Origin of the sequence: Cryobacterium tepidiphilum (assembly GCF_003716325.1) — a bacterium.
Lineage (GTDB): Bacteria > Actinomycetota > Actinomycetes > Actinomycetales > Microbacteriaceae > Cryobacterium > Cryobacterium tepidiphilum.
The window spans coordinates 97,950-111,371 of record NZ_RDSR01000008.1; the positions used below are offsets into that span (position 1 = coordinate 97,950).

A 13,422-nucleotide genomic window follows, 5' to 3' on the forward strand; every position below is an offset into this window, starting at 1 on the left:
TTTGTGTCGGTCAGGGGATCCTCCCGGGTGGATTCTCGCTTCCAGCAAACCACAGCAAGCTGGGGACGACCAGCGGCTTTGCAGCTAGCCGCGACTAATCTGTGTCTGTGGAAACCGTGCTGCTGTTCATTCTGGGCGTCGCCGTGGTCGTTGTCGGCCTTGCCCTGTCGATCGGCCTGCACGAGATCGGCCACCTCGTGCCCGCCAAACTGTTCGGCGTCAAGGTCACCCAGTACATGATCGGCTTCGGCCCGACGCTGTGGTCGAAGCGCAAGGGCGAGACCGAATACGGCGTGAAGGCCATCCCCATGGGCGGCTACATCTCGATGATCGGCATGTTCCCGCCCGGGGAGGACGGGCAGGTGCGCGGCGCCAGCACCGGTTTCTTCCAGACCCTGGTGCAGGAGGGCGAACCACAGCGCAAGCCCGGCCGGATGGCGACCATGGTCGAAGAGGCGCGACAGGCCAGCGCCGACACCATCGGCCACGGCGAGGACCACCGGGCGTTCTACCGGCTGCCGGTGTTCAAGCGGATCATCATCATGCTCGGCGGCCCCGCCATGAACCTGGTGATCGCGGTGGTGCTGTTCGCGATCCTGCTCATGGGCTTCGGCGTCGCCCAGCCTTCCACGACCATCGGCAGTGTCTCCAGCTGCGTGCTGCCCGCCACCAGCCAGCGCACCAGCTGCGCCGCCGACGACGAGGCGGCGCCGGGCGCGGCTGCCGGCCTTCGCCCCGGCGACCGGCTTGTGAGCATCAACGGCAACGCGATCTCCAGCTGGGACGAGTCGACGGAGATCATCCGCACCTCGGCGGGCACGCCGCTGAACGTGGTCGTCGAGCGCGACGGCACCCGGCAGAACCTCACGGTCACGCCGCGACTGACCGAGCGCTACATCTATGACGCCGACGGCACGCAGGTGACGGATGCCGCGGGCAAGCCGGCCGTCGAATCCGTCGGTTTCGTGGGAATCGGCCCGGCCGGCCAGCTCGTGCGCCAGCCGGCATCCGCCGTGCTGCCCGCCGTTGGTGAGAACATCGGCGCCGTCGTGCACATGATCGCCCACCTTCCGCAGCGGCTCGTCGACGTCGCCAACGCGGCGTTCGGACCGGGGGAGCGCGACCCGAACGGCCCGATCAGCGTCGTGGGCGTGGGCCGCGTGGCCGGGGAGATCGCGAGCATCGACGCGATCCCGGTCGCCAGCAAGGTCGCCAGCCTGCTCGGGCTCCTCGCCTCGCTGAACATTGCGCTGTTCGTGTTCAACCTCGTGCCGCTCATGCCGCTCGACGGCGGCCATGTGGCCGGCGCGCTGTGGGAGGGCCTGCGTCGCTTCGTCGCCCGGCTGTTCGGCCGGCCCGATCCAGGCCCGGTCGACATCGCCAAGCTCATGCCCCTCACCTTCGCCGTGGTCATCGTGCTCGGCGCCATGAGCCTGCTCCTCGTCTACGCCGACATCGTCAAGCCCGTCAACCTGTTCGGCTGAGCCCCTTCGGCCCAACCCGTTCGGCTGAACCCCTTCGGCCCAACCCGTTCGGCCCAGGGGCTCGACGCGGGTCGTAGCATCGACATATGCCGCCGCACTGGGACAGGGACGCCGCGTGGCCGCGCCGCGCGCCCGACGCCCCGTTCCGCGGCATGCCGCCCGGAGTGCGACTGTGGCTGCCGGTCGTGGTGTCCTTCCTGGTGCAGGTGCCGCCGGTCGCCGTTCTCGGCTGGCACCGTGCCACCGGCAGCCCGCTGGCGCTGCTGCTCGCGCTCGCCGGGCCCTTGGCGCTCATCGCCGCCCGACGGTTTCCCGGTCCCGTCGTCGCGTTCACGGCCGCCGTCGCCGGCGCACTCGTGCTCCTCCGCCCCGACATCGGCGTTCCCAACGTCGCCCTGGCGTTCGCGATCGTGCTCGGCATCGTGCGCGGCGCCCGCCTCTGGGTCTACGCGTCGGTCGGCGTCGCCTGGATCGCCACCCTGACCGTCGCCGCCGTGGCCGGCGTCAGCCTGCACCCGTTCCGGGTGGCCGCCACCACCCTCTTCCTCGCCGCGATGATGGCCCTCGGCGAGGGCATCCGCGGCCGGCGCGAACGCATCAGCGAATTCCGGCGCCGGGCCGACGAGCAGCGGACGACGGCCGAGCAGCGCGAGCGGGTGCGCATCGCCCGGGAGCTGCACGACGTGCTCGCGCACTCCCTGTCGATGATCAACGTGCAGGCGGGCGTGGGCCTGCACCTGCTGGAAAGCCAGCCGGAGAAGGCGGCCGAGGCGCTCGGCAACATCAAGGACGCCAGCAAGAACGCCCTCGACGAGGTGCGCCACGTGCTCGGCATCCTTCGCGCGGAACCGCCGGCGTCCGGGGCGGCCGAGGGGGCGCCCCTCACCCCCGAGCCCGACTTCGCCGCCCTCCCGGCGCTGGCCGACTCGTTCCGCGCGCAGGGCATGGACCTGACCTTCGTGAGCGCGCTCGAGGTCGAAGGCGCGGCGCCCGCGTCGGTGCAGCTCGCGCTGTACCGGATCTGCCAGGAGGCCCTCACCAACGTGCTGCGGCACGCTCACCCGCGCGCGGCATCCGTTTATCTCGGCTTCGACCGCGACAGCTACCTGCTCACCGTGACGAACGACGGGGAGGACGCCGTGCCCCGCGCGGTGGTGCCCGGCGGCGGCCTGCTCGGCATGCGCGAGCGGGCCGAGCTGCTCGGCGGGTCGCTCCGCGTCGGCCGGCTCGCCGACGGGTCGTTCCAGATCGAGGCGAGGATCCCGCTGCCTGTCGTCCGCCCCTCGGCGCCGTCATGATCCGGGTCGTGATCGCCGACGACCAGCGGTTGATTCGGGCCGGCTTCCGGGCGCTGCTGGACTCCGAACCCGACATCGCGGTCGTCGCCGAGGCCGCGACGGGAACGGACGCCGTCGCGGCCGCCACCCGGCTGGCTCCCGACGTCGTGCTGATGGACATCCGCATGCCCGACGGCGACGGCCTCTGGGCGACCGAGCAGATCGTCGGCGACCCGGCCCTGGCAGCCACGCGCATCGTCGTGGTCACGACGTTCGAGCTCGATGAATACGTGGCCCGGGCAGTCCGCGCCGGGGCCAGCGGCTTCCTGGTGAAGGACACCGAGCCGGCTGAGCTGATCCGGGCGGTGCGGGTCGTGGCAGCGGGGGAGGGCCTGCTCTCACCGAGCGTCACGGGACGGCTGCTCGCGCAGCTGTCCGGTTCCGCCCCGGTGGCAACGGATGCCGCGCGGCTCGACGTGCTCACCGCCCGCGAACGCGAGGTGCTCGCCCTCGTCGGGCGCGGCCTCACGAACGCGGAGATCGCCGGCCGCCTGTACCTGAGCCCTCTCACCGCCAAGACGCACGTCTCCCGCATCATGGCGAAACTCACCGCGAGGGATCGCGTGCACCTGGCGATCATCGCCCACGAGACCGGTCTCATCGGCCGCGCTCCCTGACCGTTTGCCGGCATCCCATGTCCGTTGCCGGCATCCCATGTGCGCGAGTGCGGGCTTTCTGTCGTGCGAGTTGCGCTGGGGCGACAAGTGGGCCGCACCGGCGGACGCGATGCCGTGTGCTCCCGGGGGAGTACGGGGAATGCCTCCCGCGGGCGGATTCGGCCGGGGCGGCGAACGAGGACGCTGGAAGCATCATCATCCGCTCCCTCAGATTGGACTTCCCATGCTTCCCACATCCCTGGCCGCCGCTTTCATGACCCACGCGGGTTGGGGCGGCGGCCCCGGCTGGTTCCTGCTGATCCCGCTGTTCTGGATCATTCTGCTCATCGTTCTCTTCGCCGTGTTCTCGCGCCGCTGGCGGCACGGCTGGGCGGACCACCCGGGCGGCTGGCAGGCCCCGGCGGCACGCGCAGAAGGCACCCTCGCCGAGCGCTTCGCGCAGGGCGACATCGACGAGGTCGAGTACCGGGCACGGCTCGAGGTGCTGCGCGCGAACCGTCCCGACCGCCGGTAGCAGCGCTGCCCGCTTCGCCGAGACGGCCGGTTCCGGTCCAGGCGGACAGGCGCGCCTGTCCGCCTCGACCGGAGCTGTGCGTCTCGGCGGTGCCGGCGCTCAGGATGCTTTCGAGCTGGCCGCGTAAGCTAGCGGCGTGCCAGCAATCAATCTGGGGATGCCGAAAGTCCCCGAGGTCCTCGCTCCCCGCCGCAAGTCCCGGCAGATCCGGGTCGGCAAGGTCCTGGTCGGCGGCAACGCGCCCGTGAGCGTGCAGTCGATGACCACGACCCCGACCACGAACATCAACGCGACCCTGCAGCAGATCGCCGAGCTCACGGCATCCGGGTGTGACATCGTGCGTGTCGCCGTGCCGAGCCGCGACGACGCCGAGGCCCTGCCGATCATCGCCAAGAAGAGCCAGATCCCGGTGATCGCCGACATCCACTTCCAGCCCAACTACGTGTTCGCGGCCATCGACGCCGGGTGCGCCGGCGTGCGGGTGAACCCGGGGAACATCCGCAAGTTCGACGACCAGGTGGGAAAGATCGCGGCCGCCGCCAAGGCCGCCGGGGTGTCGCTCCGTATCGGCGTCAACGCCGGCTCGCTGGAGCCGAGCCTGCTCGCGAAGTACGGCAAGCCCACCCCGGAGGCGCTCGTGGAGAGCGCCGTGTGGGAGGCCAGCCTGTTCGAGGAGCACGACTTCCACGACTTCAAGATCTCGGTCAAGCACAACGACCCCATCGTGATGGTGAAGGCGTACCGGCAGCTCGCCGAGCGCGGCGACTGGCCGCTGCACCTCGGCGTGACCGAGGCGGGCCCGGCGTTCCAGGGCACGATCAAGAGCGCGACGGCGTTCGGCATCCTGCTCTCCGAGGGCATCGGCGACACCATCCGCGTCTCGCTGTCGGCGCCGCCGGCCGAGGAGGTCAAGGTGGGCCTGCAGATCCTGCAGTCGCTGAACCTGCGCGAGCGCAAGCTCGAGATCGTCTCCTGCCCCAGCTGCGGCCGCGCGCAGGTCGACGTGTACAAGCTCGCCAACGACGTGACCGACGGCCTGGAGGGCATGACCGTGCCGCTGCGCGTCGCCGTGATGGGATGCGTCGTCAACGGCCCCGGCGAAGCCCGTGAGGCCGATCTCGGTGTGGCGAGCGGCAACGGCAAGGGCCAGATCTTCGTCAAGGGCGAGGTCATCAAGACCGTGCCGGAGTCGGAGATCGTGGCCACCCTCATCGAGGAGGCCAACCGCATCGCCGCCGAGATGCCGGCCGGCGACACGAGCGTCGGCGAGCCGGTCGTCACCGTCGGCGCGAACTGAGGCGCAGCCGCATCCGCTGAGAAAATTACGGACCATGCCCCGTTTCCCGCCGTCGAGCACTTTCAGACGGTGCGCGCGGTGAGCGGATGACGGCTCCCGGCCGCTAGCCTCGTGAGCGTGTTCCCCGCCCATGAACCCATCGCCTCCGGCCGCCTTCCGGTCAGCGGCGGAAACGAGATCTACTGGGAGACATCCGGCAACCCCGACGGCACGCCGCTCGTCCACCTGCACGGCGGTCCCGGATCGGGTGCGGGCAGCTGGTACCGACAGCTCTACGACCCGAGCACATTCCTCATCGTGTCGTTCGACCAGCGCGGCTGCGGACGAAGCCGCCCGCTGGCCTCCGAGGATCCAGCCCTCCTGCCGATGAACACGACGGCACAGCAGATCGCCGACATCGAAGCGCTCCGCGAGCATCTGCGGGTCGACGCGTGGCTGGTCTCAGGCCTGTCGTGGGGTTCGACGCTCGCCCTCGCGTATGCCGAGGCGCACCCGCGCCGGGTCACGGCGATGGTCCTGGCCGCCGTCGCGACCACGACCGCCGCGGAAGTCGAGTGGATCACCGAGGGCGTGGGCAGGATCTTCCCCCGGGAGTGGGACGAGTTCGCCACTGCAGCGCAGGCCCGGCCCGGGCAACGGATCATCGACGCGTACTACGAGCGGATCACCGACCCGGACCCGTTCGTCAGGGAGCGCGCCGCCCGCGCCTGGTGCACGTGGGAAGACGTTCACGTGTCGCTCGCGCACGGGTTCAAGCCGAGTGCGCGGTTCGACGACCCCGGGTTCCGGCTTCTCTTCGCCACCCTCGTCATCCACTACTTCGCACATTCCGGCTTCCCGGATGCTGGTGGGATCTGGGCGAACCTGGAGCGCATCCGTCACATCCCCGTGGTACTCATCCACGGCAGGCTCGACATCAGTTCGCCGCTGGCCACCGCCTGGAACCTGCACAAGCAGTGGCCCGGCAGCCGCCTCGTCGTGATCGACGACGAGGGACACGGCGGCGGCGGGATGTTCGAGGCGCTGTCGCTCGCGGCATCCGGACTCGCCCGGCAGCTGCGGTGACCCACGCGGCGGGAGGGGCCGCCCGGCCGGGACCGTAAAGTAGTGGGGTGCCTACACGCCTCTCCAACTACTTCCTCCGTACGCTCCGCGAAGACCCCTCCGACGCGGAGGTCACCAGCCACCGGCTCCTGGTGCGGGCCGGCTATATCCGCCGGCAGGCGCCGGGCGTCTTCGCCTGGCTGCCGATCGGGCTGCGGGTGAAGGCAAAGATCGAGAAGGTCGTCCGCGAGGAGATGGCGGCCGCCGGCGCGCACGAGGTGCACTTCCCGGCGCTGCTGCCGCGCGAGCCCTACGAGGTCTCCGGGCGCTGGGCCGAGTACGGCGACGCCCTGTTCCGCCTGCAGGACCGCAAGGGGTCCGACATGCTGCTCGCGCCCACCCACGAGGAGGTGTTCACCCTGCTCGTGAAGGACCTCTACAACAGCTACAAGGACCTGCCCCTGTCGATCTACCAGATCCAGGACAAGTACCGCGACGAGGCCCGCCCCCGCGCCGGCCTCCTGCGCGGTCGCGAGTTCACCATGAAGGACGCCTACTCCTTCGACTACACCGACGCGGGCCTCGACGCCAGCTACGAGGCGCAACGCGACGCCTACGAGCGCATCTTCACCCGCCTGGGTCTCGAGTACGTGATCGTGAAAGCGGATGCCGGTGCCATGGGCGGGTCGCGGAGCGAGGAGTTCCTGCACCCCACGCCCGTCGGAGAGGACACCTTCGTGCGTTCGGCGGGCGGGTACGCGGCGAACGTGGAGGCGTTCACCACCCTCGTTCCGGAGGCGCTGAGCTGGGACGGCCTGCCGCCGGCCCAGGTGTTCCCGACCCCCGACACCCCCACCATCCAGACGCTCGTCGACAGCGCCAACCGGAACCAGCCGCGTCCCGACGGGCGTGACTGGACGGCGGCCGACACCCTCAAGAACGTCGTGCTCGCCCTCACCGGCCTCGACGGATCCCGCGAGCTCGTCGTCGTCGGCCTGCCCGGCGACCGTGACGTGGACCTCAAGCGCGTCGAGGTGGCCTTCGCCCCGGCGGAGGTCGAAGCGGCCAACGACGAGGACTTTGCGAAGCACCCCGGCCTGGTCAAGGGATACATCGGCCCGTGGTCTGCGGATGGTGCGGTGCTGGGCGAGACCTCGGCCACCGGCATCCGTTACCTGCTCGACCCTCGCGTCGTCGACGGCACGGAATGGATCACCGGCGCCAACGAACACGGTCACCACGTGTACGGGCTCGTCGCGGGGCGCGACTTCCAGGCGGACGGCACCGTCGAGGCCGCTGAGGTGCTCGCCGGCGACCCGGCACCGGATGGCTCCGGTCCCGTCGAACTCGCGCGCGGCATGGAGATCGGCCACGTCTTCCAGCTCGGCCGCAAGTACGCCGAAGCGCTCGGGCTCAAGGTGCTCGACGAGAACGGCAAGCTCGTCACCGTCACCATGGGCTCGTACGGCATCGGCGTCACCCGCATCCTCGCGATCATCGCCGAGCTGACCAGCGATGAGAAGGGACTGGTCTGGCCGCCGGCCGTGGCGCCCTTCGACGTGCACGTCATCGCCACCGGGCGCGACCAGGTCGTGTTCGACACCGCCGAATCCGTCGTGGCCGCGATCGAGGCGACCGGCCGCGAGGTGCTCTACGACGACCGCCCCAAGGTGTCGCCGGGCGTGAAGTTCGGCGACGCGGAGCTGATCGGCGTGCCCCAGATCGTCATCGTCGGGCGGGGCGCCGCCGACGGCGTCGTCGAGCTCTGGGATCGCCGCACCGGGGAGCGCACGAGCCTGCCCGTCGCCGAGGTCGCCTCCCGCCTGCCCTGACCGGCCGCTCTTCTGCTCCGAGCTGTACCGCATTCAGGATGCGCCCGGCGTGTCGCGGAGGGGAGTGCGGGAGCGTGAGGTCAGAGGCGGGCGACACGCGTGCGCACGCACAGGTAGAGGCCGTACGTGACCACGCCGACGCCCATGGCCAGGAGGATCGCGTCGCCGAAGGGGAGGGTGCCGAGCGTCTTCAGCGCGGTGTCGAACCCGCTCGCCTTGGCGGGATCCGAGGTGAGCGCGCCGAGCAGGAACAGGATGCCCACCACGAGGAGTGCCGCCCCCTTGGCGATGTACCCGACCACGCCGACGACGAGCGTGGCGAGCCCCGCGGCGCCCGTGGGCATCCGCAGGTCGTTGGTGATCCTGGTCGTGGCGCCGCGGAAGACGAAGACGCCGCCGATGGAGCCGATCACGATGCCGACGGCCATGACCAGGAACATGCCGCCCGGGGCCGACAGCAGGGCGCGGACAATGCCGCGCGTCGTGTCGGACGAGCTGGCCTCGCCGCCGCTCGCGAACCGGAACGCGGTGCCGGCGACGACGAAGTAGGCGATCGCCTTGCTGGCCTCCTTGATCCGCCGGGCCCAGCGGAGTGGCCAGTGCTCGGCGCGGGCGAGCATGGCCTGCAGGCACTGCCAGGCGCCGAGCGCCACAAGCCCCACGACCACGGCCCAGAGCACCACGACACCGCCCGGCGTCTTCGCCACCTGGTGCAGCGCCCCCGAGAGGTCGGCCTCGCCGCCGCCCGCGCCGACCGCCGCGCTGACGGCGATCGCCCCGATGATGATGTGCAGCAGGCCGCTCACTGCGAAGCCCGTTCGGGCCAGCGCGCGCAGCGGCGTCTGCTCCTGCGCGGTGGAGGCGGCGTCCTGCGCCGCTTCCTTCACCGACCCGCCGTCGCCTGTCACGGCCCCAGCGTATCCCGGTGTCACGGCGCCCGGTCCATCGGGTACCGTAGAGGGTGATCCGCCCTGCCGTTTTCACGGGCGGCACAATCTGAATAGAGGAGGCCGGCCATGGACATCGACCTCAGCATGTTGCGGCTGATGGAGCGCGAGAAAGAGATCCCCTTCGAGGAACTCGCGCAGATCATCGAGCAAGCGATCCTGACCGCGTATCTCAAGCACATCCACCCGGGTGAGCACATGAAGCAGGCCGCCGGCGAGGAGCCGGGCGCGCGCGTGCACCTCGACCGCAAGACCGGCCACGTGTCGATCTACGTGCCCGAGCGTGACGACGAGGGCAACATCATCGGCGAGGCCGTCGACGACCCGAGTGACTTCGGCCGCATCGCCGCCTTCGCGGCCAAGCAGGTCATCAACCAGCGCCTGCGCGACCTGGCGGATGACGCGGTGCTGGGTGAGTTCCGCAGCCGCGAGGGAGACATCGTGGCCGGGGTGATCCAGCAGGGTCCGAACCCGCGCATGATCCACGTCGACCTCGGCACCGTCGAGGCCATCCTGCCGCCCGAGGAGCAGGTGCCGGGGGAGAGCTACGACCACGGCTCCCGCATCCGCGTCTACGTGACGAGCGTGAGCAAGGGGACCAAGGGGCCGCAGATCACGGTGTCGCGCACCCACCCCTCACTCGTGCGCAAGCTGTTCGCGCTCGAGGTGCCGGAGATCGCCAGCGGCGTCGTCGAGATCGTGTCGCTGGCCCGCGAGGCGGGCCACCGCACGAAGATCGCCGTGCGGGCCACCGAACCCGGCGTGAACGCCAAGGGCGCCTGCATCGGCGAGCTCGGCCAGCGCGTGCGGGCCGTCACCGCCGAGCTCGGCAACGAGAAGATCGATATCGTCGACTTCTCCACCGACCTGCCCACGTTCGTCGCCAGCGCGCTGTCGCCCGCCCGGGTCACCAGCTCGTACGTGATCGACGAGGCCACCAAGGCCGTGCGGGCGCTGGTTCCCGACTACCAGCTGTCGCTCGCGATCGGCAAGGAAGGCCAGAACGCGCGCCTCGCGGCCAAGCTCACGGGCGCCAAGATCGACATCCAACCTGACAGTATTCTGGAGGACGCAGAATAGGGAGTACCATGGAACCTGTCAGAACGTGCATTGGATGCCGTCTCTGCGCTCCGCGGTCCTCGCTCCTGAGGGTTGTCGCCCGGGACTCACACGTCGAGGCAGATGAAACTGCCACACTGCCCGGGCGTGGTGCGTGGTTGCATCCGACTCCCTCGTGCTTTCAGAATGCGGTGCGGCGACGCGCTTTCGGGCGCGCCCTTCGTATGACCGGCCAGCCGGACACGACCCAACTAGAGAACAGGCTGAATTGGCTAATGGATAACTAATGAGCGGCTCGAAATGAGACCCGTCCGTTACTAACGGTCTGCCCCTTTCCGGGTGCAGGCCCGGAACAGGAGAATTGTGGCTGCGAAACCACGCGTACACGAGATCGCAAGCGAGCTCGGCGTCGACAGCAAGGTTGCCCTTGCGAAATTGAAGGAAATGGGCGAGTTCGTCAAGGGACCGTCCTCCAGCGTTGAACCCCCCGTCGCCCGTCGGCTGCGTGCCGCCCTGCAGGCGGACGCCCCGGCTGCCGCGGCCCCGGCAGCGCCCACGAAGGCTGCCCCCGCGGCCAAGCCCGGCGTTCGTCCCGGTCCGGTGAAGCCGGCCCCGGCCGCACCGGCCGCCGAAACGCACGAGCCCGCCGACGGCGCCCCGGTGCCCGCCGCGCCCCTCACCGTCGCCCAGCGCCAGGCGCAGGCGGCCGAGAAGGCCGCGGCCGCCGAGAAGGCTGCGGCTGAGAAGGCCGCCGCCACACCTGCGGCCGGCGCGTCGACGGATGCCGGCACCGCCGCATCCGCCACGGACGCCGACGCCGGCACGAGCGCCGCAGGCCCCAAGCCCGGCGGAAGCATCCCGCGCCCGGCAGCGCGTCCGGGCAACAACCCGTTCGCCAGCAACCAGGGCATGGGCCGCCCCTCGGCTCCGCGCCCGGGCAACAACCCGTTCGCCAGCGCCCAGGGCATGGGCCAGCGGCCGAGCCCGGGCAACATTCCGCGTCCCGCTGCCCCGCGTCCGGGCGCGCCCCGACCGGGCGGACCCGGCCAGGGCCAGCGTCCCTCCGGCTTCGGTCAGCGTCCCGGCTTCCAGCGCCCCGGCGGCGCAGCCCAGGGCGGCGGGGCTCGCCCCAGCTACCGCCCCGGTGCCCCGGCCGGAACCCCCGGATTCGGCGCCCCGCGTCCCGCGGGTGGTGGCGGCCGTGGCCGTGGCCCCGGCGGCGGAACCGCAGGCGCCTTCGGCCGCGGCGGCGGCAAGAGCAAGGCCCGCAAGTCGAAGCGCACGAAGAGGCAGGAATTCGAGCTGCGCGAGGCTCCGTCGCTGGGCGGCGTAAGCGTTCCCCGCGGCAACGGCGACACGGTCGTGCGCCTGCGTCGCGGTGCCTCAATCACCGACTTCGCCGACAAGATCGACGCGAGTCCCGGCAACCTGGTCACCGTGCTGTTCCACCTCGGTGAGATGGCGACCGCGACCGAGTCGCTCGACGAGGCGACCTTCGCCATCCTCGGTGAAGAGCTCGGCTACAAGATCCAGATGGTGTCGCCGGAAGACGAGGACCGCGAGCTCCTGCTCGGGTTCGACATCGACCTCGACGAGGAACTCGACGAGGAGACCGACGAAGAGCTGCAGGCGCGGCCTCCCGTCGTCACGGTCATGGGCCACGTCGACCACGGTAAGACCCGCCTGCTCGACGCCATCCGCAATGCGAACGTCGTGGCGGGTGAGGCCGGCGGCATCACGCAGCACATCGGCGCCTACCAGGTCGTCGCCGAGCACGAGGGCATCGACCGGCCGATCACCTTCATCGACACCCCGGGCCACGAGGCGTTCACCGCCATGCGTGCCCGTGGTGCGCAGGTGACCGACATCGCGATCCTCGTGGTCGCAGCGGATGACGGCATCATGCCTCAGACCGTGGAGGCGCTGAACCACGCCCAGGCGGCCAACGTGCCGATCGTGGTCGCGGTCAACAAGATCGACAAGCCCGGCGCCAACCCGCAGAAGGTGCGCCAGCAGCTCACCGAGTTCGGCCTCGTCGCCGAGGAATACGGCGGCGACGTCATGTTCGTCGACGTGTCAGCACTGAACAACATCGGCATCCAGGACCTCCTCGACGCCGTGCTGCTCACCGCCGACGCCGCGCTCGACATGCGGGCGAACCCCGACAAGGATGCGCGCGGCGTGGCCATCGAGGCCCGCCTTGACAAGGGCCGCGGTGCCGTCGCGACCGTGCTCATCCAGTCCGGTACGCTGCGCGTCGGCGACGCGATCGTCGCGGGAACGGCGTACGGCCGCGTTCGTGCCATGTCCGACGAGAACGGCGTTGCCGTTCTCGAGGCGTTCCCGTCCCGTCCGGTGCAGGTGCAGGGTCTCTCCAGCGTCCCGCGCGCCGGTGACACCTTCCTCGTCACCGAGGAGGACCGCACCGCCCGCCAGATCGCCGAGAAGCGTGAAGCCGCCGAGCGCAACGCCCTGCTGGCCAAGGCCCGCAAGCGCATCAGCCTCGAAGACTTCACCCGCGCACTCGAAGAGGGCAAGGTCGAGTCGCTCAACCTCATCATCAAGGGTGACGTCTCCGGTGCCGTCGAGGCGCTCGAGGAGTCGCTGCTCAAGATCGAGGTCGACGAGTCGGTGCAGCTGCGCATCATCCACCGCGGTGTGGGTGCGGTCACGGAGAGCGACGTCAACCTCGCCACCGTCGACAACGCCATCATCATCGGGTTCAACGTGCGCCCAGACACGAAGGCCAGGGAGCGGGCTGCGCGCGAAGGCGTCGACATCCGTTTCTACTCGGTCATCTACTCGGCGCTCGAGGACATCGAGAACTCGCTCACGGGCATGCTCAAGCCGGAGTTCGAAGAGGTGCAGAGCGGTGTCGCCGAGATCCGCGAGGTGTTCCGCTCCTCCAAGTTCGGCAACATCGCCGGTGTCGTGGTGCGGTCGGGAACGATCACCAGGAACGCCAAGGCGCGCGTCATCCGCGACGGCGTGGTGGTCGGCGACAACCTCGCGATCGAGTCGCTGCGCCGCTTCAAGGACGACGTCACCGAGGTGCGCACGGACTTCGAAGCCGGTATCGGCCTCGGCAAGTTCAACGACATCCAGATCGGCGACGAGATCGAGACGATCGAAATGAAGGAGAAGCCGCGAGGCTAGCTCTTGTTGGTCGCGGCGAATGGGGCATTCGGCACGGCGCTCGCGGGGACCCCTACCCCGAGGCGCCTGAGCCGAATACCCCATTCGCCGCTCCCGTTCGCGAGACACCTCGCGTTGGGTGGCAGGGTGGGCTGC

General features: G+C 70.3%; 11 protein-coding genes. 10 read left to right on the forward strand and 1 reads right to left on the reverse strand.

Annotation, left to right across the window (positions count from 1 at the left end):
• Window positions 1–107: 107 nt before the first annotated feature.
• The 7 genes from EEJ31_RS06875 (at window position 108) to EEJ31_RS06905 (ending at window position 8,125) form a co-directional block, all read left to right on the forward strand.
• The gene (locus EEJ31_RS06875; RefSeq protein WP_199727294.1) at window positions 108–1,484 is read left to right on the forward strand and encodes a M50 family metallopeptidase; all 1,377 of its coding nucleotides are present in this window, start codon (window positions 108–110) and stop codon (window positions 1,482–1,484) included.
• Window positions 1,485–1,570: 86 nt separating this feature from the next.
• Entirely contained in the window at window positions 1,571–2,782 is a 1,212-nt protein-coding gene (locus EEJ31_RS06880; protein WP_199727295.1) for a sensor histidine kinase, read from the forward strand.
• Window positions 2,779–3,438, forward strand: a complete 660-nt coding sequence (locus EEJ31_RS06885; RefSeq protein ID WP_123045563.1) for a response regulator — start codon at window positions 2,779–2,781, stop codon at window positions 3,436–3,438. The genes EEJ31_RS06880 and EEJ31_RS06885 overlap by 4 nt, the downstream gene beginning before the upstream one ends.
• A gap of 223 nt (window positions 3,439–3,661) precedes the next feature.
• The gene (locus EEJ31_RS06890) at window positions 3,662–3,952 is read left to right on the forward strand and encodes an SHOCT domain-containing protein (protein ID WP_199727296.1); all 291 of its coding nucleotides are present in this window, start codon (window positions 3,662–3,664) and stop codon (window positions 3,950–3,952) included.
• A 136-nt stretch (window positions 3,953–4,088) separates the two neighbouring features.
• Complete coding sequence (gene ispG, locus EEJ31_RS06895) at window positions 4,089–5,249, forward strand: flavodoxin-dependent (E)-4-hydroxy-3-methylbut-2-enyl-diphosphate synthase (RefSeq protein ID WP_199727297.1); 1,161 nt, start codon at window positions 4,089–4,091, stop codon at window positions 5,247–5,249.
• A gap of 117 nt (window positions 5,250–5,366) precedes the next feature.
• A complete protein-coding gene (gene pip, locus EEJ31_RS06900; RefSeq protein ID WP_233563772.1) occupies window positions 5,367–6,314 on the forward strand; it encodes a prolyl aminopeptidase in 948 nt (315 codons plus the stop codon).
• A gap of 47 nt (window positions 6,315–6,361) precedes the next feature.
• A complete protein-coding gene (locus EEJ31_RS06905) occupies window positions 6,362–8,125 on the forward strand; it encodes a proline--tRNA ligase (protein WP_123045566.1) in 1,764 nt (587 codons plus the stop codon).
• An 80-nt stretch (window positions 8,126–8,205) separates the two neighbouring features.
• On the opposite strand, the gene EEJ31_RS06910 is transcribed toward EEJ31_RS06905, so the two are convergent.
• The gene (locus EEJ31_RS06910; RefSeq protein ID WP_233563773.1) at window positions 8,206–9,033 is read right to left on the reverse strand and encodes a DUF1206 domain-containing protein; all 828 of its coding nucleotides are present in this window, start codon (window positions 9,031–9,033) and stop codon (window positions 8,206–8,208) included.
• Between the two features lie 108 nt (window positions 9,034–9,141).
• Here EEJ31_RS06910 and nusA point away from each other — a divergent pair, with 108 nt between their 5' ends.
• The 3 genes from nusA (at window position 9,142) to infB (ending at window position 13,287) form a co-directional block, all read left to right on the forward strand.
• Window positions 9,142–10,152, forward strand: coding sequence for a transcription termination factor NusA (gene nusA, locus EEJ31_RS06915; protein ID WP_123045567.1), 1,011 nt, complete (start codon window positions 9,142–9,144; stop codon window positions 10,150–10,152).
• An 8-nt stretch (window positions 10,153–10,160) separates the two neighbouring features.
• Complete coding sequence (locus EEJ31_RS06920) at window positions 10,161–10,418, forward strand: YlxR family protein (RefSeq protein ID WP_123045568.1); 258 nt, start codon at window positions 10,161–10,163, stop codon at window positions 10,416–10,418.
• A 76-nt stretch (window positions 10,419–10,494) separates the two neighbouring features.
• Complete coding sequence (infB, locus tag EEJ31_RS06925) at window positions 10,495–13,287, forward strand: translation initiation factor IF-2 (RefSeq protein WP_123045569.1); 2,793 nt, start codon at window positions 10,495–10,497, stop codon at window positions 13,285–13,287.
• The last annotated feature ends 135 nt before the right edge of the window (window positions 13,288–13,422 follow it).

Bases quoted from the DNA above. Each gene is read 5' to 3' on its own strand.
- EEJ31_RS06880 (WP_199727295.1), top strand. From the start codon at position 1,571: ATGCCGCCGCACTGGGACAGGGACGCCGCGTGGCCGCGCCGCGCGCCC.
- EEJ31_RS06885 (WP_123045563.1), top strand. From the start codon at position 2,779: ATGATCCGGGTCGTGATCGCCGACGACCAGCGGTTGATTCGGGCCGGC.
- EEJ31_RS06890 (WP_199727296.1), top strand. From the start codon at position 3,662: ATGCTTCCCACATCCCTGGCCGCCGCTTTCATGACCCACGCGGGTTGG.
- nusA (WP_123045567.1), top strand. From the start codon at position 9,142: ATGGACATCGACCTCAGCATGTTGCGGCTGATGGAGCGCGAGAAAGAG.
- EEJ31_RS06920 (WP_123045568.1), top strand. From the start codon at position 10,161: ATGGAACCTGTCAGAACGTGCATTGGATGCCGTCTCTGCGCTCCGCGG.